This window comes from Pseudomonas sp. Z4-7 (assembly GCF_051131965.1).
Lineage (GTDB): Bacteria > Pseudomonadota > Gammaproteobacteria > Pseudomonadales > Pseudomonadaceae > Aquipseudomonas.
The window spans coordinates 4,805,132-4,822,554 of the sequence record NZ_CP071642.1 but is presented as its reverse complement, the minus strand read 5'-3'; the positions used below and the strand labels follow the sequence as shown (position 1 = coordinate 4,822,554).

General features: G+C 61.8%; 23 protein-coding genes. All 23 read left to right on the top strand.

Features of this window, described 5'->3' with window-relative positions:
• Positions 1-430: 430 nt before the first annotated feature.
• Positions 431-601 carry a Com family DNA-binding transcriptional regulator gene (locus J3P91_RS21610; RefSeq protein WP_434572148.1) on the top strand — a complete coding sequence of 57 codons (171 nt, stop codon included), beginning with the start codon at positions 431-433 and terminating at the stop codon, positions 599-601.
• Between the two features lie 15 nt (positions 602-616).
• Positions 617-1,198 (top strand): DUF642 domain-containing protein, encoded by a 582-nt coding sequence (locus J3P91_RS21605; RefSeq protein WP_434601706.1) that lies wholly within the window; start codon positions 617-619, stop codon positions 1,196-1,198.
• Positions 1,199-1,261: 63 nt separating this feature from the next.
• Positions 1,262-1,606, top strand: coding sequence for a phage holin family protein (locus J3P91_RS21600; RefSeq protein ID WP_434572152.1), 345 nt, complete (start codon positions 1,262-1,264; stop codon positions 1,604-1,606).
• 195 nt (positions 1,607-1,801) lie between these two features.
• On the top strand, positions 1,802-2,386 hold the full coding sequence (locus tag J3P91_RS21595; RefSeq protein WP_434601705.1) for a phage tail terminator protein: 585 nt from the start codon (positions 1,802-1,804) through the stop codon (positions 2,384-2,386).
• On the top strand, positions 2,383-2,565 hold the full coding sequence (locus J3P91_RS21590) for a DUF2635 domain-containing protein (protein WP_434601704.1): 183 nt from the start codon (positions 2,383-2,385) through the stop codon (positions 2,563-2,565). The genes J3P91_RS21595 and J3P91_RS21590 overlap by 4 nt, the downstream gene beginning before the upstream one ends.
• The gene (locus J3P91_RS21585; protein ID WP_434601703.1) at positions 2,565-4,061 is read left to right on the top strand and encodes a phage tail sheath subtilisin-like domain-containing protein; all 1,497 of its coding nucleotides are present in this window, start codon (positions 2,565-2,567) and stop codon (positions 4,059-4,061) included. The genes J3P91_RS21590 and J3P91_RS21585 overlap by 1 nt, the downstream gene beginning before the upstream one ends.
• A 66-nt stretch (positions 4,062-4,127) precedes the next feature.
• Positions 4,128-4,475: a phage tail tube protein gene (locus J3P91_RS21580; RefSeq protein ID WP_024780162.1), complete on the top strand. Its 348-nt coding sequence runs from the start codon at positions 4,128-4,130 to the stop codon at positions 4,473-4,475.
• A complete protein-coding gene (locus tag J3P91_RS21575) occupies positions 4,472-4,768 on the top strand; it encodes a phage tail assembly protein (RefSeq protein WP_434572159.1) in 297 nt (98 codons plus the stop codon). The genes J3P91_RS21580 and J3P91_RS21575 overlap by 4 nt, the downstream gene beginning before the upstream one ends.
• A 130-nt stretch (positions 4,769-4,898) precedes the next feature.
• Positions 4,899-6,473 (top strand): phage tail protein, encoded by a 1,575-nt coding sequence (locus J3P91_RS21570; protein WP_434601702.1) that lies wholly within the window; start codon positions 4,899-4,901, stop codon positions 6,471-6,473.
• Positions 6,460-7,698, top strand: a complete 1,239-nt coding sequence (locus tag J3P91_RS21565) for a DNA circularization protein (protein WP_434601701.1) — start codon at positions 6,460-6,462, stop codon at positions 7,696-7,698. Before J3P91_RS21570 ends, J3P91_RS21565 begins: the two co-directional genes overlap by 14 nt.
• A gap of 3 nt (positions 7,699-7,701) precedes the next feature.
• Positions 7,702-8,742 carry a phage baseplate assembly protein gene (locus J3P91_RS21560; protein WP_434601700.1) on the top strand — a complete coding sequence of 347 codons (1,041 nt, stop codon included), beginning with the start codon at positions 7,702-7,704 and terminating at the stop codon, positions 8,740-8,742.
• A gap of 164 nt (positions 8,743-8,906) precedes the next feature.
• Positions 8,907-9,416 carry a phage baseplate assembly protein V gene (locus J3P91_RS21555; protein WP_434572165.1) on the top strand — a complete coding sequence of 170 codons (510 nt, stop codon included), beginning with the start codon at positions 8,907-8,909 and terminating at the stop codon, positions 9,414-9,416.
• Positions 9,416-9,814, top strand: coding sequence for a phage GP46 family protein (locus J3P91_RS21550; RefSeq protein ID WP_434572167.1), 399 nt, complete (start codon positions 9,416-9,418; stop codon positions 9,812-9,814). The genes J3P91_RS21555 and J3P91_RS21550 overlap by 1 nt, the downstream gene beginning before the upstream one ends.
• The gene (locus J3P91_RS21545; protein WP_434601699.1) at positions 9,804-10,844 is read left to right on the top strand and encodes a baseplate J/gp47 family protein; all 1,041 of its coding nucleotides are present in this window, start codon (positions 9,804-9,806) and stop codon (positions 10,842-10,844) included. Before J3P91_RS21550 ends, J3P91_RS21545 begins: the two co-directional genes overlap by 11 nt.
• On the top strand, positions 10,832-11,431 hold the full coding sequence (locus J3P91_RS21540) for a YmfQ family protein (protein ID WP_434572170.1): 600 nt from the start codon (positions 10,832-10,834) through the stop codon (positions 11,429-11,431). Before J3P91_RS21545 ends, J3P91_RS21540 begins: the two co-directional genes overlap by 13 nt.
• 11 nt (positions 11,432-11,442) lie before the next feature.
• The gene (locus tag J3P91_RS21535) at positions 11,443-12,606 is read left to right on the top strand and encodes a phage tail protein (RefSeq protein WP_434601698.1); all 1,164 of its coding nucleotides are present in this window, start codon (positions 11,443-11,445) and stop codon (positions 12,604-12,606) included.
• Positions 12,603-13,112, top strand: coding sequence for a phage tail protein (locus J3P91_RS21530; RefSeq protein WP_434601697.1), 510 nt, complete (start codon positions 12,603-12,605; stop codon positions 13,110-13,112). Before J3P91_RS21535 ends, J3P91_RS21530 begins: the two co-directional genes overlap by 4 nt.
• 25 nt (positions 13,113-13,137) lie before the next feature.
• Positions 13,138-14,235, top strand: coding sequence for a phage tail protein (locus J3P91_RS21525; protein ID WP_434601696.1), 1,098 nt, complete (start codon positions 13,138-13,140; stop codon positions 14,233-14,235).
• Between the two features lie 7 nt (positions 14,236-14,242).
• Positions 14,243-14,803: a tail fiber assembly protein gene (locus tag J3P91_RS21520; protein ID WP_434601695.1), complete on the top strand. Its 561-nt coding sequence runs from the start codon at positions 14,243-14,245 to the stop codon at positions 14,801-14,803.
• Positions 14,804-14,913: 110 nt separating this feature from the next.
• Positions 14,914-15,810, top strand: a complete 897-nt coding sequence (locus J3P91_RS21515; RefSeq protein ID WP_434601694.1) for a gp53-like domain-containing protein — start codon at positions 14,914-14,916, stop codon at positions 15,808-15,810.
• On the top strand, positions 15,811-16,257 hold the full coding sequence (locus J3P91_RS21510; RefSeq protein WP_434601693.1) for a phage tail assembly chaperone: 447 nt from the start codon (positions 15,811-15,813) through the stop codon (positions 16,255-16,257).
• Positions 16,258-16,281: 24 nt separating this feature from the next.
• Positions 16,282-16,845, top strand: a complete 564-nt coding sequence (locus J3P91_RS21505) for a glycoside hydrolase family 19 protein (protein ID WP_434601692.1) — start codon at positions 16,282-16,284, stop codon at positions 16,843-16,845.
• Positions 16,827-17,363, top strand: a complete 537-nt coding sequence (locus J3P91_RS21500) for a lysis system i-spanin subunit Rz (RefSeq protein WP_434601691.1) — start codon at positions 16,827-16,829, stop codon at positions 17,361-17,363. The genes J3P91_RS21505 and J3P91_RS21500 overlap by 19 nt, the downstream gene beginning before the upstream one ends.
• The last annotated feature ends 60 nt before the right edge of the window (positions 17,364-17,423 follow it).

The window sequence follows — 17,423 nt, the reverse complement described above, 5'->3', positions numbered from 1 at the left end:
CGTGCGGGTTTTTTTTCGCCTCCTGGAAACCTTCAAACCCGGTACTTACGCGGGCTACATGCATCTGCGCATTCTTTGTGCATAAATAAATGCATTTACGCATTGACTGTATATGCATCCGTGCATATTCTGTGTCCAAGCCGCTCGACAAAGCGGCTGGCAACAAAGCTCTTTAGTTCCACCAACAGGCAGCGATGAACCGGCCTTAACGGTTCAGAGGGTTGGCAACTGACCCGGGTGTGCAGCGTAAAGCACCAGAAGCAGTTATCCGGCGGGCAGGGACCGCGGTCGGAGGAACAATTTGAATGGATCCGTACCGCGCCAGTCGCGCCGAAAGATCAAGCGCATTACTGAAAAGCCTGGGCGACCGGGCTTTTTGGAATGCCTGTGCCGCGAGGTACTTCAAACCGCCGCCGTGGGAGGGCTTTAAATGCTGAAGGATTTCAGATGCGGTCACTGCAAAAGACTTCTTGCCCGCATGGGCGAGAACACCGAACTCCAGATCAAGTGTCCCCGTTGCGGGACATTGAATCATGTGAAGGCCGTTGAGCCTCGAGTGAACGCCGGCGAGCAATGTATCAACCGTGCAATCAATCACTAACTCAACAGGTGGATCATGAATCGTTTCAAGAAATACGCTACCCCGCTGATGCTCTGCGGCGTCCTGTTCGGTGTCGGAGGCAACGCTGTTGCTGCCAACCTTCTGGTCAACGGTAGCTTCGAACAGCCAGGCTGCAGCGCAAGTTGCATATTGAATACTCCAGCGCAAGCCAACTTCATTACGGGTTGGACGACGTTCCTGTCTGGAGCCGAGTATTTCAACATGCCCGCTTCGATTGGCGGTTCCCTGGCGGCGGATGGCGTCGTAATTGTCGACTTGGCTAACTATATCTATAGCAACGGCGGCGGCATTCAGCAGAACTTTGCAACCTCCGTTGGCGCCAAGTACCGCTTGACCTTCAGCGCAGGTAATTCGCGTTACGCAAGTCGTTCCGGTGAAGGTGTTATCCAAATAAAAGTGGCGGGCCAAAGTGTCACTTTCAACACCCCTTCAGCAAAAGGTAGAGCTGTTGAGTGGAGCACCATTACGTATGACTTCATCGCGACCTCGCCTCAGACAACCCTGGCTTTTTCCAATGAGCAGAATCCGTATGCCAACTATGCCTTTATCGACAACGTAATCGTTGAGCGACTGTAGAACGTTATCTGGCTGTCCAGGCCTGACCCCCGTTCTTTCATCCATCTCCCCAGGAAACGAGACATGACAAACGAGCAACAAGCGTTGCTGGACATGCCGATCTGGCTGGTCATCGTGCTCGCCCTGGTGGGCGGGGTGACTGGCGAGATGTGGCGTGCCGACAAGGAGGGCGCCCGTGGCTGGTCACTGCTGCGGCGCCTGGCCCTGCGCTCCGGCGCCTGCATGATCTGTGGCGTCTCGGCGATCATGCTGCTGTACGCCATGGGCCTGTCGATCTGGGCCGCCGGTGCCTTCGGTTGCCTGACCGCGATGGCCGGGGCCGACGTGGCCATCGGGCTTTACGAGCGTTGGGCCGCCAAGCGGATGGGCATCAGTGAGCTACCGCCGCGCGATTCCCGTTCCGACTGATTTCCCGCCGCCGCTGCAAGATCGATGCGACCTGCCTGGATGCCAGGGCCTGACACTTATCCCCTGTGGGAGCGGGCTTGCTCGCGATTGCACTCTGACATCCAACATCTCCATCGACTGACACATCGCTATCGCGAGCAAGCTCGCTCCCACAGGTTTTCTGACCGCACCTTCCCTGTCAATTGGACCCCCCCCATGAAGATCACCCCGATCCTCACGCAACTGCGTGAGCAATGCCCCACGCTCGCCCAACGCGTGGCGGCAGGCTTTGACCTTGCCACGCTGCAAGCCCAGGCCCCGCTGCAAACCCCCTGCGCCTATGTCCTTGCAACCGCCGACGTTGCCAGCAAGAACGCGGCGCAGAACGTCACGCTGCAAGCGGTACGCGATCGTTTCGATGCCGTGCTGGTGCTCGACGCGACTGACGCGACAAAAGCGCTGGATCTGTTGCACGACCTGCGGGCTGAACTGTGGCGCGCGCTGGTGGGGTTCAAGCCGGGCGCTGAGTACACCGGCGTCGAGTACGACGGCAGCGAGCTGGTTTCCATCAATAGCAGTCGCGTGTTGTACCGGCTGCGCTTTTTCGCCGAATTCCAACTGGGCCGCAATCTGCCGGGCCAGCCTGCCGAAAGCTGGCATGAGTGTGAACTGGACGGCTTGTCGTCCTTTACCGGGGCCACCGTGCGCGTCGATGCCATCGACCCGGCGGACCCCAACCTGAAACGTCCCGGCCCCGACGGGCGCCTGGAACTGACTTTCTCTGGAGACGTAACCCCATGAGCAAACGCATCACCGTGCTGCCGGCCCCTGGCCGCGCCGTACCGGACCCGGAAGCGGGCGACCTGTTGCCCCTCGAAGGCCGTGAAGTGCCGGACAACGCCTGGTGGCGTCGACGTCTGGCCGATGGCGATATCACTACCAAAGCCGTGCAAGCGGCAAAACCAAAGGGAGCCAAATAATGGCGATTGGATTCAGCAACATTCCCGCGGACATTCGTGTTCCGCTGTTCTACGCCGAGATGGACAATTCGGCCGCCAATAGCGCGTCGTCGGCCATGCGCCGGTTGATCGTCGCCCAGGTCAACGACAACGTCGCCCCGGCCGAAGCCGGCAAGCTGGTGCTGGTGTCCAGCGTCGCGCTGGCCAAGAGCATTGGCGGGCAAGGCTCGATGCTGGCGTCGATGTACGAAACCTGGCGCAAGACCGACCCGATCGGTGAGATCTGGTGCCTGCCGCTGCATAACGTCGAAGGGGCGATTGCCCAAGGTACGCTGACGCTGACCGGCAGCGCTGCGGAGAGCGGCGTGCTCAACCTGTACGTCGGTGGTGTGCGTGTCCAGGCCGCTGTCGTCAAAGGTGCCAGCGCAGCCCAGGCGGCCACGGCGCTGACCCTCAAGATCAACGCATCCGCCGACCTGCCGGTGACCGCCGCGGCCGCCGAAGGCGTGGTGACCCTGAGTGCCAAATGGACCGGCGCCAGCGGCAATGACATCAGCCTGCAATTCAATCGCCTGGGCAAGAGCAACGGCGAAGACACCCCGGCCGGCTTGGCCACGGCCATCACTGCCATGGCCGGCGGCGCCGGTGTGCCGGACCAGACTGCCGCCGTCGCCGCCCTGGGCGATGAGCCGTTCGAGTTCATTGCCATGCCGTGGTCCGATGTGTCGAGCCTCGACACCTGGCAAGCGGTCATGGATGACAGCACCGGCCGCTGGTCTTGGGCCAAGCAGTTGTTCGGTCACGTCTACAGTGCCAAGCGCGGCACCCTCGGCACTCTTGTCGCCGCCGGCCAGGCCCGCAACGATCAGCACATGACCATCCAGGCCCTGGAGCCGGGCGTGCCGCAACCGTTCTGGGTACAGGCCGCTGCGCTGGCCGCGCGCACTGCGGTGTTCATTTCCGCCGACGCCAGCCGCCCGACCCAAAGCGGCAGCCTGCCGGGGCTCGATCCGGCATCGGCCAGCGAGCGCTTCACCCTGACCGAGCGACAGTCGTTGCTCAACTACGGCATCGCGACCGCTTACTACGAAGGCGGCTACGTTCGTATCCAGCGTTCCATCACCACCTATCAGAAGAATGCCTTCGGCCAGGCGGACAACTCCTACCTGGACAGCGAAACCATGCACCAGTCGGCGTTCATCGTGCGGCGCCTGCAAAGCGTGATCACCAGCAAATACGGTCGCCACAAACTGGCCTCCGACGGCACCCGTTTCGGCGCCGGCCAGCCCATCGTCACCCCGAGCACCATTCGCGGTGAGTTGATCGCCCAGTACGCCAAGCTTGAGTTGGAAGGCCATGTGGAAAATGCCGAGCTGTTTGCCGAGCACTTGATCGTCGAACGCGACAGCCAGGACCCGAGCCGGGTCAACGTGCTGTTCCCGCCGGACTACATCAACGGTCTGCGCGTGTTCGCGCTGCTCAACCAATTCCGCCTGCAATACGACGCCGCTGCCTGACAGTGGCACTCAGTTGCATGAATTCAGCCCACCTCGCGTGGGCTTTTTATTGAAGGGAGAAACACCATGGGTCAACTGATTGCGGGCACCTGCTACGTCAAAGTGGACGGCGCTCAACTGACCATCAACGGCGGCTGCGAAGCGCCACTGATGTTTACCAAACGCGAAACCGTCGTACCGGGTTTCTACAAGGAAACCGACATCGCGCCGTCGTTCAAGGTCACCGCGCTGCACACCGCCGACTTCCCGCTCAAGCAGCTGGTCGCCGGCACTGACATGACCGTCACCTGCGAGTTCAGCAACGGCAAGGTCTACGTGCTGGCTGGCGCGTATCTGGTGGAAGAGCCGGTATCCAAAGGTGACGACGCCACCATCGAGCTGAAATTCGAGGGCATCAAGGGGACCTGGCAATGACTGACGTCGTGGCGTTGCGCGTGGCCATCGAGGCCCACGGCGAGCCGTTGAGCGAACTGACCCTGCGCCGTCCGACGGTGCAGGAGGTCCGTGCGATCAAGGCGCTGCCGTACAAGATCGACAAGAGCGAGGAGGTCAGCCTGGACATGGATGTCGCGGCCAGATACATCGCGGTCTGCGCCGGGATTCCACCATCGTCGGTCAACCAGTTGGACCTGGCTGACCTCAACGCGCTGAGCTGGGCCGTCGCGAGTTTTTTCATGAGTGCGGCGTCGCAGCCATCGGCGACCTGATCACCGCCACCTATGACCTGGCCTGGTTCTGGAAGGTTGACCCCGAACAGATGATGGCCAGGCCACTGGATGTGCTCCGCGAATCCCTGGAGCACGCGCAACGGATCAATGCGATGCAGCAGGTGCAGTGATGGCAGAGACACAGAAGGTAGAGAAAAAGGCGCTACTGCTAACCGGTATCGACGAACTGTCGCCCAAGCTCGCCAGCCTGCGAGCGAAGGTCGCGAGTTTCAAGCAGAACCTCGACGCCACGGGCCTGGGCAGCCTGGATATGTCCGGGCTGCTGCCCAGCGGTGGTCTGGCCCAACCGTTCATGGACGGGCTCAAGTCGGCGCTGGCCTTCAAGGACGAAGCCGGCGCAGCGAGCGCGGTAGCCAGTGCCATCCAGGCGCCGGAAGCGCCTCGCGTAGCGGCACAGAACCTGGAGGGATTGAAGACTTCCATCAGCAATGTGTCGGTGCAGTTCGGCTCGGCGCTGGGGCCTGCGGTCAACGCGGTGGCGGTCGGTTTGCAGCCGATGGTCAGCGGCGTGGCCCAGGTGCTGCAGGACAACCCGCAATTGGTACAAGGCCTGGCGAATGGCGTCGTCGCGTTCAACGCGATCCAGACGGCAGTCAGCGGCGCGAGCCAGGCAATGGAAGTGATCAACCTGGTCTTGAAGATGAACCCCATCGGCTTGATTGCCATGGGCATCGCCTTGGCGGCAGGGATGATCATTGCCCACTGGACACCGATCTCGGCATTTTTTGCCGGGCTCTGGCAACGGTTGGCGCCGATCGTCCTGCCAATGGTCGAGTTCTTCAAGACGCTGTTCGCCTTTACCCCGATGGGGCAGGTGATCAGCAATTGGGGGCCGATCAGCAGCTTTTTTGGCGCACTCTGGAATGTGATCGTGGCGGCGGCGACGCCGATCATCGGTTTCATGCAGACGCTGTTCGCCTGGTCGCCCCTGGGGTTGATCATTGCCAACTGGACGCCCCTGAGCGGGATGTTCGCGGCAATCTGGGATTTGCTCAAGGCCTTGACCGTGCCGGTGATGGACGCGCTGAAAGGCCTGTTCGACTGGACACCGTTGGGGCTGATCATGGCCAACTGGGGCACGATCGGCGAAGTCTTCGCCGGGATCTGGGAGGGCATTCGCAATCAGGTTTCGATCATGCTGGCGGTGTTCAGCGGCCTGTTCGACTGGTCGCCCATCGAGGGCCTGACCCGGCAGTGGGGACCGGTGGGCGAATGGTTCAGCCAATGGTGGGTCGAGTTGCAGGGCGTGATCGCGCCGATCAAGGCGTTCTTCAACGGCGGCTTCGGCGAGGTGATTGCCTCGTTCACTGGCAAGGTCGAGGGATTGGCCGAGGCGCAGCGCGCCACCAATGCCGAAGGTAAGGGTGAGCTGGCACCGGCGTTTTTTGGCGGGGCCAGCGAGCAGCCTTCGGGGCTGTCTTCAAGCCTTGCGCCGACACCCGCCACTGCGTCGCCCAGAGCGTCCTTGACGCCCGGCGTATTGCCGCAGACTTCCAGCGCCCTGGTGCAACAAAGCGCCGCCAACAGCCGCACGCAACTGGAAGGCGGCCTGACGGTGCGCTTCGAAAACGCGCCGGCGGGTTTGCGCGCCGACCCGCCCCAGACCAATCAACCGGGCCTGGCGGTGAGTTCGCGCATCGGTTATCGCTCACTTTCCGCAGGAGGTTCCAATGAGCTGGCGTGATCGTTTGTTGCCGGCGTCGTTTCGTGGCGTCGGGTTCTGGGTCGACCAGGCGAAAACCCCGATCGGTCATAAAGGCCAGTTGCATGAGTACCCGCAGCGTGACCTGCCGTATTTCGAGGGGCTCGGCCGGCAGGCACGCATCCACGAGTTGACGGCGTTCATCGTCGGCCCCGATTGCCTGGAGCAGCGCGACAAACTGCTCGCAGCCTTGGAGCAGGGCAGCGGTGAACTGGTGCATCCATGGTTGGGGCGCCTGCAGGTCAAAGTGGGCGAATGCGACATGACCCAGACCCGCCAGGACGGCGGGCTGGTCACGTTTGCCCTGAAGTTCTACCCCGACCAGCCGCTGCAGTTTCCTTCGGCGGCGGTCAACAGCCAGAAACTGCTGCTGGTCTCGGCCGACAGTTTCCTCGGCTCGGCGGTGCGGCGTTTCGAAGACGCCATGAGCCTGATCAAGGCGGCGCGGATCGGCATCGCGGATCTGCGCAACAGCCTCAAGGAGGTTTATGGCGTCATCGAGCAGGAGCTCAAACCATTGATCGAGACCTATCGGCAACTCAGCGATCTGGTGAAGGCGGTGAAGGAGCTGCCCAAGGAAGTGGCGGCGGAATTCAAGGGATTGCTGGGTGACATTCGGGAGCTGAAGGATTTTGCCCGTGACGGCTATCGCGGCGTGATTGCCAGCGTGTCGCAACAGGTGGAAGCCATCCGTCAGGCGGACGCGCCCAAACTCACCACCGGCAAGGACACCACTGCGGCGGCCCAGGCGGTTGCCGATCTGGTCCAGGACACCTTGCTGGTGCAAGCGGCGCAATGGATTGCGGCGATGCCAGTGGCGGCGCCGGTGGTCAAGCTGGACGCCAATCCATCGGTGGCGCAACAGGCGGTGCAACCGGTCCAGCGCCGAGACGTGCCGGTGGCCGATGACGTGCTCGCCTTGCGCGATGCCCTCAACGAAGCCATCTGGCAGGCTTCCCTCAAGGCCGCTCCGGATCACTACCAGGCAATGAACAACCTGCGTCAGCAAATGGCCGCGCACTTGACGGCCGTGGCGTCGTCCGGTGTCCGGCTGATCAACCTGTCGTTCAAGCAAAGCCTGCCGGCACTGGTGGTGGCGTATCAGCAATTTGCTGACGCTACCCGGGTGACCGAGGTGACCCAGCGCAACGGCGTGGCGCATCCTGGCTTCCTGCCGCCCAACGACCTGAAAGTCTCCGGGGAGTGAGCCATGAATGAGCTCGACAACGCTGTCACGCTCACCGTCGGCGGGCTGGATTACGGCGGCTGGAAAAGCGTGGAAATCAGTGCGGACCTGGAGCGCCAGTTCCGCACCTTCAAACTCGACATCACCTGGCAATGGCCGGGGCAGACCCAGGCGGTGCCGATTCGTCCCGGTGACGAATGCCAGGTGCGCATCGGCGCCGACCTGCTGCTCAGCGGCTACGTGTTCAAGGCGCCCATCAGCTACGACGGCCGGCAGATCAGCCTGAGCATCGAAGGCGGCTCCAAGACTCAGGACCTGGTGGACTGCGCGGCGATCAACCGCCCGACGCAATGGCGCGGGCAAACATTGCTGAGCATCGTCCAGGCGCTAGCATCGCCCTATGCCGTGGGGGTGGTCAGCGAGATCCCGGAAACCGCGCGCCTGAGCGAGCACAGCATCGTGCCTGGAGAAACGGTGTTTCAATCCATCGACCGTTTGTTGACATTGTTCCGAGTGTTCTCCACCGATGACCCGCAGGGTCGCGTGCTGCTGGCCAAGCCCGGCAGTGGTGGGCGGGCCAGCGATGTGTTGGAACTGGGCAAGAACATTCTTTCGGGCAACGCGCCGATGGACTACAGCCAGGTATTTTCCGAATACCGGGTCATCGGCCAGCACAAAGGCAATGACCAGCAGAGCGGGGCGGCGGTGAGCGAGGTTTCGGGCACCGCCACTGACCTGGGCTTCAAGCGCAAGCGGGTGACCGTCATCAGCGAAAGCGCTCAGTTGACCCCGGCGCTGGCCCAGCAACGAGCCGACTGGGAAAGCGCGATTCGCAGCGGCCGCGCCCTGACCACCACCTACCGCGTGCAGGGCTGGCGCCAGGCCAACGGCGATCTCTGGCGGCACAACACCTTGGTGCGGGTGATCGATCCGGTGCTGGGGTTTGACGCTGACATGCTGATCTCCAAGGTCACCTATTCGCTGTCCGCCCAGGGTTCGATCACCACCTTGCAAGTCGCCCCGCCGCATACCTTCGACGCCAACCCGGTGCCACCCAAGGCCTGAGCCCGACATCGATACCGCCCGATCACCAATCCCTTGTGGGAGCGAGCTTGCTCGCGATGGCGTTGTGTCAGTCAACATCCGTTTCGAATGTCAGACCGCTATCGCGAGCAAGCTCGCTCCCACAGTGTCCCGGGGCTGTTAACCCGATTCCGAAGGAAAACCCAATGAGCCTACTGACCCGCCTCCTGGCGCGCGGCACTGTCGTGCTCGCCCATTCGGCGAATAAATTGCAATCACTGCAAATGCGCCTCACCGCTGGCGAAGTGAGCGACGACATGGAGCATTTCGAGCCCTATGGCTTCACCAGCAACCCGCTGGCCGGCGCCGAGGGCATCGCCACTTTTCTCGGCGGCGACCGCTCCCACGCGGTGGTGCTGGTGGTCGCAGATCGACGCTTTCGTCTTAAGGCCCTGGCCCCGGGCGAAGTCGCGCTCTACACCGATGAAGGTGACAAGCTCCACTTCAAGCGCGGCCGGGTCATCGACATCGAGACCGCGACGCTGAACATCCGCGCCAGCAGCGCGGTGAACATCGACAGCCCCGTCATCAACCACACCGGCAGGATCGTTTCCCAGGGCGACCAGATCGCCGGCGGTATCAGCCAGATCAAGCACGTGCATGTCGGCGTACAGGCCGGCAACGGCCAGACCGGTGCGCCGGCGGGAGGCCAGTGATGTTCATCAGCCAGAACCTGCACGCCGCGCTGACCCGCTCGGTGCTGATCAGCCTGTTCACCTGGCGCCGCGCCGCCGCTGGCGATGCGGTCGATGACGACGAGCGTTTCGGCTGGTGGGGCGACACCTTTCCCACGGTCGCCGACGATCGCATCGGCTCACGGCTGTGGCTGTTGCGGCGGGTCAAGCTGACCCGCCAGACCCAACTCGACGCCGAATTTTATGCCCGCGAGGCGCTGCAATGGCTCATTGATGACGGTCATTGCAGCGCCATCGACATTATCAGCGAACGCCTCGACGCCCAGCGTCTGAACCTGCGCACGGTCCTGACCCTGGCCAATGGCGAGCGCCTGGACATCAACCCCGACCACAGCTGGCAGGTGACCTATGCCGTTTGAAACCCCTTCGCTGCCGGTGCTGATCAAGCGCGCCCAAAGCGACCTGGCCAGCGATTCGCTGCGCCAGTCCGACGCCCAGGTCCTGGCGCGTACCCTCGGCGGCGCCGCCTATGGCCTGTATGGCTATCTGGATTGGATCGCCGAGCAGATCCTCCCGGACAAGGCCGATGAATCGACCCTGGAACGCATCGCCGCGCTGCGCCTGAACCAGGCGCGCAAGGCCGCCCAAGTGGCCACCGGCAGCGTCAGCTTCACCGCCACGGCGGGTGCCGTGCTGGATGCCGACACGCTGCTGCAAGCGCCCGATGGCCGAACGTATAAAGTGATCACCGCGCGAACCACCAGCAATGGCCTGAACACCGCCGCTATTGCGGCGCTGGAGGCCGGTAGCCTGGGCAATGCCGATGTCGGCCTGGCGCTCACGCCGGTGCAGCCGCTGTTGGGCATCGGCAACAGCTTTACCGTGCTGGCGCCAGGGCTGACCGGCGGTGTTGCCCGGGAAAGCCTTGAATCCCTGCGGTCGAGGGTGATCCGTTCCTATCGGGTCATCCCTCACGGCGGTTCGGCCCAGGACTACGAGACCTGGGCTCTGGAGTGTCCCGGCGTTACCCGCGCCTGGTGTCGCGGCAGTTATCTGGGGCCGGGGACCGTCGGCCTGTTCGTGATGCGCGACGACGATCCGCAACCGATCCCCAACGCCGAGCAACTGGAGGAAGTGCGGGCCTACATCGAGCCCTTGCGCCCGGTGACCGCCGAACTGCATGTGCTGGCCCCGACCCAGGTGCCGGTGAACTACAAGCTGCGCATCACCCCGGACACCAGCGCCGTGCGCGCCGCCATCGAGGCCCAACTGCGCGACCTGCATAACCGCGAAGCCGGCCTCGGCGAAACACTGTTGCTGAGTCATATCGCCGAAGCGATCAGCAGCGCCACCGGCGAAACCGACCACAAGCTCAGCGCACCCGCCGCCGATGTCGTCGCCGCCAGCAACCAGTTGCTGACCTTCGGAGGCTGCACATGGCTGGGATAAGAACCGCCGAACAATACCAGGCCCAACTGCGCAGCCTGCTGCCCAGCGGCCCGGCGTGGGACCCGGAGCGCGTGCCGGAGCTGGACGAAGTGTTGCAAGGCATCGCCCAGGAGCTGGCTCGCCTGGACGCCCGCGCCGCCGACCTGCTCAACGAGATGGACCCGGCGGGAGTCAGCGAGCTGGTGCCGGATTGGGAACGGGTGATGGAGCTGCCGGATCCGTGCCTTGGCGCCACGCCGCTATATGACGATCGCCGTCTGGCGGTGCGGCGGCGGCTGCTGGCGGTGGGCAGCCAGGCCATCGCCTATTACGTGGAAATCGCCAAGAGCCAGGGCTACCCCAACGCAACGATTACCGAACTCAAGGCGCCGCGCATGGGCCGTTCACGGTTCGGCGAAGCGCACTTCGGGACGTGGCAGGCGCAATTCATGTGGACCCTCAACACCGGCGGCCGGCTGCTGCTGGGACGGCGCTTTGGTGCGAGCTATTGGGGCGAACGTTTTGGCGTCAATCCGGGGTCGGCGCTGGAGTGCCTTATTCACCGCAGTGCGCCGGCGCATACCAAGGTTCACATCAATTATGACTAGGGAGTAGACGGATGGATTATCCGAAAAGTGTACCCAGCGCCGGATTAGTGAATGGGAGGTTCGTCGATGAAAATCCGTTGACCGGGACGCCGGGGTCATTGATTCCGGCGGATTGGGGGAATGGGGTGACGCAGGAGATCGTGAATGTCATCAAGGCGGGAGATCTGACGCCGGATGAGACCCGCAGCGATCAATTGCTCGGGGCGATTCGGACGGTAACCGCCAAGGGCTGGAACCAGGACTTCGCTCTGCCGATCGCAGCGTTGCCGCTGCCGACGATTGCCACGGCGGACAGCCGTTTGGCCGTCACTCCAGCAGCGCTGTCCACCAGTGGCGGACGTGTCTCGATTCCGGCGGGCGTGTACGTCAGCATCGGGCAAGAGGTGGTAGCAGGACGGTTGGGGCGGACACGTACCTACGTGACGACGGCCTGGAGCAGCGCCGATCTTTTGCCCAGCTCCAGTTATTTTTTGCGGGCGCAGGTAGTCGGTGATGCGCTGACGTTCTATGTGCAGCGGGGAAGCCTGTATGACCTTGCTCCGGAATCTCTCAAGGGCACCGTCAACGGAGCGGCTGGCGGTGGATTCCCATCGACCCCCCTGGACATGTGCCTGGCCTGGGTGGTGACCGGGACGCCTGGCTCCCTGCCGATGATTCGCACGATCTACAACCGGGCTCGCTTGACCTGGACCCAAACTGTAAATGGTACCGGGGTGGTTTATCTGCCGCTGGATCCACATGCGCGTGCGGGGCGGCTTGTTACAGGTAATCCCACGCCGCCGGCGAATACCTTGACCTCGCTGAGTTTCGCCACGACCGGGTGGCTGGGCGCCAATTACAGCTATATGTCACCCGCTTCGCCAACTATCAGCAACAACCCTGCGGGCTGGACCGACCTGGCAAGCCCTTATACCTGCGTGCTGTTCTCCAGCAACTTTGTCAATGACGTTACCGTTACCACGGTCACGGCCAGTTTCGACCATACCCAATTACGTTCCCTTTGGCAGTCGTATCAGGCCGAGCACACATTAGGCTCAACCAGTGCGGAAAGTGACGAGTTGCTCTTGAGCATGGGGATCAAGGGGCACCAGGCACTCGCCGACTACAGCGTTGGTATCGGCATCAATTTCACCAACGCAGTCAATGTCCATCTGTCCTGGGAGCTGATCCGATGAATGTCATTCAAGAACTGCACCAGTACGAAGAGGGACTGCGTCCGCCTCCGCCCTCTGCGGCCCACACCTGGGAGGACGGCACATGGGTGCTGACCGACGAGAACGCTGCTGAACTGCTGCGCCTGGAAGGCGAGCGCCTGTGCGACAAGATCGATGCCGCTGCCGACAGCGCCCGTCGCGTTTTGGCCGGTGATCCGTTACGGGCCCTGGAATATCAACAAGCGGCCCTGCAAGCGCAGGCGTTCAAGGATCAGGGCTACCCGAAAAAAGCTGTTCCGTTGTCGGTTTCTGCCTGGGTCGTCAAGGGCCGCACAGCCAGGCAGGCGGCGGACCAGATCCTCGCCAAGGCCGCTGAATTCGACGCGAACCTGCTGGCGCTTCGCGAGTTACGCCTCAAGTCCAAGACGCAGATTCGCGCGCACCTAGCCAAGGGCAAATCGGATCTTGCCACTCAAGCCGCCGATGACGCGCTCGCGGCCATCCGGACGCTACGCCTTCGGGCTTGATTCCCATCTCATAGAGAGACAAAACATGGATTATCCAAAAAGTGTTCCCAGCGTCGGGCTGGTGAACGGTCGGTTCGTGGATGAAAATCCCGTCGAAGGCTCGCCGGGATCCTTGATTCCTGCGGTGTGGGGAAACAGCGTCACGCAGGAGATCCTGGGCGTTATTTCCGCCGCAAACCTGACCCCGTCCGAAGCGGACACCGGGCAGTTGATCAAGGCGCTGCAAAGCATTATCGGGCGTAGCAGTCCGATGCGTTCAGTCATCACGCGGATCAGCACCTCTCAAGTCCTGAAGGCCGAGGAGTCAGGCCTTGTGCTGATCGACGCGAGCGCGGGCGCGAGTACCTTGACCTTACCGGCGGCCAACGCGGCGCTAGGCATTCGTGATGTGATTGTGCGACGCATCGATAACAGTGGTAACCGCCTGACGGTGCGCGCCGCCGGTACCGACAGGATAAGGTTTCACACGCACCTGGCGGCCAGCGGCTATCCATTTCTGGTGTTGATGGGCAGCGGCGATTGGTGGCATTTGCGCAGTGATGAAAGCGGATCCTGGTGGCCGGTGGGCCGGTTTGATGCAACGGCGCTGGGGCGCGTCTCGTTCGAGAGCACACGCCAAGTCATTCCCGGTGGGTATGCCGTGCTCAACGGCAACCTGCTGGTGCGTAGCGATTGGCCGTGGTTGTGGGATTACGCGCAGTCGTCCGGTGCGTTGGTGAGCGAAGCCAGCAGACCGGGAAATGAAGGCGCTTGGACGACCGGTGACGGGGCGACAACTTTTCGGGTTCCCGATATTCGTGGCGAATTCCTGCGTGTGCTGGATGAAGCCAGAGGCGTGGATATCGATCGTTCGCCGGGCAGCAGGCAAATGTACGCCCTTGAAAATCACAACCACTTTTTGCCCACCAGTTCGGGCAGTACTGTGCGCCCAACGCCGAGTATTCCCGACAGCCTATGGGACTTGACGCATGACGTTAATTCGGCCCCTGTGTCAGGCACCCTTGGCACGACATTTCCTAATCCGGCTTATAGCGGCGGCGATTCTGTCGGCAGTATCGGCAGTTTCAGCAGCGAAACTCGCCCCAGAAACGTCGCCTATCCCGCTCGAATCAAGTTGATCTGAGGCCACTATGTTCATTTATTTATTTGACGACGATGGTGTTCTGTCCGGCCCGGTTGAACTTCCGGTCACGCCGGGCATGGGCATCCAGATTCCAAGCAACGGCATCCAGCTCTCCTTTCAGTTGCCCGCTGCCCAGGATCATCATTCATGGGTCATGGTTAATGGCGTTCCGCGAGAAATGGTCGACTGGCGCGGCGCGGTGTACCGCAAGGACAACGGCGTTCTACTGCAGTGGACCGAATTCGGCGAGTTGCCGGACACCTATACCGCCGAACCGTGGCCGGGCAGTTATCATGTCTGGCGAGAGAACAGCTGGGTATTTGACGAGACGCTTCAGCAGGCTGATCTCAAGCGCGAGGTCTTGGCAAAACGCGACAAACTGCTGCGTGAGGCTGTTCAGAAAATTGCCCCGCTTCAGTACGCCGAAGACATCGGCGACGCCAGCGATCAGGAGCAACTGGCCCTGATGGAATGGAAGCTTTATAGCGTCGAGTTGAATCGCATCCAGCATCAAGCTGGTTTTCCAGCCGCTATCACTTGGCCTGTCCTGCCCGAGCCTGCCCTTTAACCAGCCTGGGGCAGCCTCTCAGAATTTCCCAAACAATCCCACGCCATCACGTATTGCCGGTGAGGCTTTGTCTCGCCTGTTTTTTGTCTTTGGCCCATCAGGAGTGAAAAGTGGACTATCCAAAAAGTGTGCCCAGCGCAGGTCTATCGAACGGCAGGTTCGTGGATGAAGATCCGTTGGCGGGAACGCCGGGATCGTTGATTCCCGCCAGTTGGGGCAATGGTGTAACGCTGGAGTTGCTTAATGTTATTCAAGCTGCCGGTCAGACGCCGTCGGAACAATTGAACAATCAGTTGTTAACGGCCTTGCGTGGCAGCGAATTGTTCACCACGGCGCCTCAATTTGATAACGACAGATCCGTGGCGACAACGGAGTTCGTAAGGCGCAGCGGGATTCAATACTCCGGTTTTTTCGCATACGCAGTCAGTACCGCGTTGACACCGGCCCATGTCGGCGGTGCCGTCAGCTTTTCCAGTGCCACCGCAATCGACGTCACGCTCCCCAACACAGTGGGAATCTTGCATGGGGCGACGCTCACGCTTATCAACGTAGGGACCGCGGTGAAGGTATCGACAGCCTCGCCTACCGATACTCTGGGACCTTCATCTTCAGCTCTTGGACCCATCGATCTGGGCCGTGGCGAAACGGCAGAGTTCGTCAAGCTGGACAATCAATGGCGGTTGATCGGCGGCACCGTTCTTTTGAAATACACCTCGTTGTTTTCAGGTCAATTGGGAAATCCGGGTTACCAAAGGTACGCGAGCGGAAACATCGATCAGTGGGGTTACGGTACAACTGACGCTAATGGGGAGGTGTTTGTTACGTTCCCGATTTCATTCCCCAATACTTTTGTTTCGGTTGTGGCGAACCATGTGGGCGGTGATGGAGCGATGGTGATGGTGGTAAGTGGAACCGCTACCCGCCAAGGCGTGCGCCTGAAAGTCCGGGACTATTCTGGGCACGTCGGCGCGGGATGGGGCGTTTACTATTTTGCGAAGGGTTATTGAATGAATGAATTCACTTTGTTGTTCAGTCCAAGCACGTGCGGAGCCTATGCTCCTGGAATCAATGTTTCCGATATTCCGGACGATGTGATCGAAATCCCCAAAGCCTACTGGCTGTCGCTGCTTCAGCAACTCGCCATTTCACCCAAGCGTGTTTCAGCCAACCCCGACAACGGTTATCCCATTCTCGTAGATCCCCCTGCTCTGACATTGGCCCAGGCTTCGGAAAATGAATATGCGTGGCGCAACGCCCAGCTCACCGCCACCGACCGCCTCATAGCGCGCGATCGCGACGAAATGGACGACGGCGGTGGCACGACGCTGGACCAGGCGCAGTACACGCAGTTGCAGGCTTATCGCCGGGCCCTGAGGGAATGGCCGCAGGACGAGCACTTTCCAGCCGCCGAACACCGTCCGGCCGCGCCGTCCTGGCTGGTCGGGCAGCTTTGATCATGTATGTGCGGTGACCCGAACATGGACCTTACGCAACAGCAACTCATCAAGATCATGCCCGACGCCCGCGCCCAAGCGGGCGTTTTTATTCCAGCGTTGAACACCGCGATGGCTCGTTACCGCATTGACACTCCCAAGCGCATCGCCGCATTCCTGGCCCAGGTCGGTCACGAATCGGGGCAGTTGCGTTATGTACGAGAGCTGGGCAGCGAGCAATACCTGAGCAAATACGACACCGGAGCCCTGGCCGTTCGCCTGGGCAACTCGACCCAGCCCGACGGTGACGGTCAGAAGTATCGCGGCCGGGGCTTGATCCAGATTACCGGCCACGACAATTACCTTCGTTGCAGCCTGGGGCTGTTCGGCGACGAACGTTTGCTTGCCTTACCCGAACTGCTCGAACAACCGCAATGGGCGGCGCAATCCGCCGCCTGGTTCTGGGCGCAGAGCGGCCTGAACGAGCTGGCTGATCGTGACCAGTTCAACCGTATTACCCGCCGCATCAATGGTGGCCTGAATGGCTTGCAGGATCGCTTGCAACTCTGGGCGCGGGCGCGGGAAGTGTTATGCCAACCTTCGGCCTGATGCCGTTTTCCTGCCGGACGCTAGGTGTCGTTGTATTGGTGGCGCTGCTGATCGGTGGTCCGGCCATGTTGGCGTGGCGGCTCCAGGAGTGGCGGTACGGCAGGCAACTGGCGCAACTGGCGCAGTCGCAGTCCGAGACGCTCAATCGCCTGACCCAGGCGGCAGCGATGCAGCAAAAGGCCGAGCAGGACAAACGCCTCGCCCTGGAACAACAACTCTCCGCCAGCGAACAAACCCACTACCGAGCCTTGAGCGATGCCCAACGTGACCAGGATCGCCTGCGCGATCGCCTTGCTACTGCCGATGTCCGGCTGTCAGTCCTCCTCGACGCCGACGATGTTGCCGCCGGTTGTGCAGTGCCTGCCGCCACCGCCGCCGGCGGCATGGATCATGGCGCCCCACGCGCCCGACTTGACCCGACGCATGCTCAACGAATTATCGCCATCACCGACGAGGGCGACCGTGGACTGATCGCCTTGCAGGCCTGCCAGGCCTATGTAAGAGCGCTGGCCCGGTAATCTGCCGGACCTTGCAAGCTGTGGCTGCTGGTGTACGGTAGGCGCCAACCGCGTCGAATC

Bases quoted from the DNA above. Each gene is read 5' to 3' on its own strand.
- J3P91_RS21575 (WP_434572159.1), top strand. From the start codon at position 4,472: ATGACTGACGTCGTGGCGTTGCGCGTGGCCATCGAGGCCCACGGCGAG.
- J3P91_RS21510 (WP_434601693.1), top strand. From the start codon at position 15,811: ATGAATGAATTCACTTTGTTGTTCAGTCCAAGCACGTGCGGAGCCTAT.
- J3P91_RS21595 (WP_434601705.1), top strand. From the start codon at position 1,802: ATGAAGATCACCCCGATCCTCACGCAACTGCGTGAGCAATGCCCCACG.
- J3P91_RS21530 (WP_434601697.1), top strand. From the start codon at position 12,603: ATGAATGTCATTCAAGAACTGCACCAGTACGAAGAGGGACTGCGTCCG.
- J3P91_RS21505 (WP_434601692.1), top strand. From the start codon at position 16,282: ATGGACCTTACGCAACAGCAACTCATCAAGATCATGCCCGACGCCCGC.
- J3P91_RS21590 (WP_434601704.1), top strand. From the start codon at position 2,383: ATGAGCAAACGCATCACCGTGCTGCCGGCCCCTGGCCGCGCCGTACCG.
- J3P91_RS21540 (WP_434572170.1), top strand. From the start codon at position 10,832: ATGGCTGGGATAAGAACCGCCGAACAATACCAGGCCCAACTGCGCAGC.
- J3P91_RS21555 (WP_434572165.1), top strand. From the start codon at position 8,907: ATGAGCCTACTGACCCGCCTCCTGGCGCGCGGCACTGTCGTGCTCGCC.
- J3P91_RS21545 (WP_434601699.1), top strand. From the start codon at position 9,804: ATGCCGTTTGAAACCCCTTCGCTGCCGGTGCTGATCAAGCGCGCCCAA.
- J3P91_RS21610 (WP_434572148.1), top strand. From the start codon at position 431: ATGCTGAAGGATTTCAGATGCGGTCACTGCAAAAGACTTCTTGCCCGC.
- J3P91_RS21570 (WP_434601702.1), top strand. From the start codon at position 4,899: ATGGCAGAGACACAGAAGGTAGAGAAAAAGGCGCTACTGCTAACCGGT.
- J3P91_RS21500 (WP_434601691.1), top strand. From the start codon at position 16,827: ATGCCAACCTTCGGCCTGATGCCGTTTTCCTGCCGGACGCTAGGTGTC.
- J3P91_RS21605 (WP_434601706.1), top strand. From the start codon at position 617: ATGAATCGTTTCAAGAAATACGCTACCCCGCTGATGCTCTGCGGCGTC.
- J3P91_RS21535 (WP_434601698.1), top strand. From the start codon at position 11,443: ATGGATTATCCGAAAAGTGTACCCAGCGCCGGATTAGTGAATGGGAGG.
- J3P91_RS21565 (WP_434601701.1), top strand. From the start codon at position 6,460: ATGAGCTGGCGTGATCGTTTGTTGCCGGCGTCGTTTCGTGGCGTCGGG.
- J3P91_RS21550 (WP_434572167.1), top strand. From the start codon at position 9,416: ATGTTCATCAGCCAGAACCTGCACGCCGCGCTGACCCGCTCGGTGCTG.
- J3P91_RS21600 (WP_434572152.1), top strand. From the start codon at position 1,262: ATGACAAACGAGCAACAAGCGTTGCTGGACATGCCGATCTGGCTGGTC.
- J3P91_RS21585 (WP_434601703.1), top strand. From the start codon at position 2,565: ATGGCGATTGGATTCAGCAACATTCCCGCGGACATTCGTGTTCCGCTG.
- J3P91_RS21525 (WP_434601696.1), top strand. From the start codon at position 13,138: ATGGATTATCCAAAAAGTGTTCCCAGCGTCGGGCTGGTGAACGGTCGG.
- J3P91_RS21520 (WP_434601695.1), top strand. From the start codon at position 14,243: ATGTTCATTTATTTATTTGACGACGATGGTGTTCTGTCCGGCCCGGTT.
- J3P91_RS21560 (WP_434601700.1), top strand. From the start codon at position 7,702: ATGAATGAGCTCGACAACGCTGTCACGCTCACCGTCGGCGGGCTGGAT.
- J3P91_RS21580 (WP_024780162.1), top strand. From the start codon at position 4,128: ATGGGTCAACTGATTGCGGGCACCTGCTACGTCAAAGTGGACGGCGCT.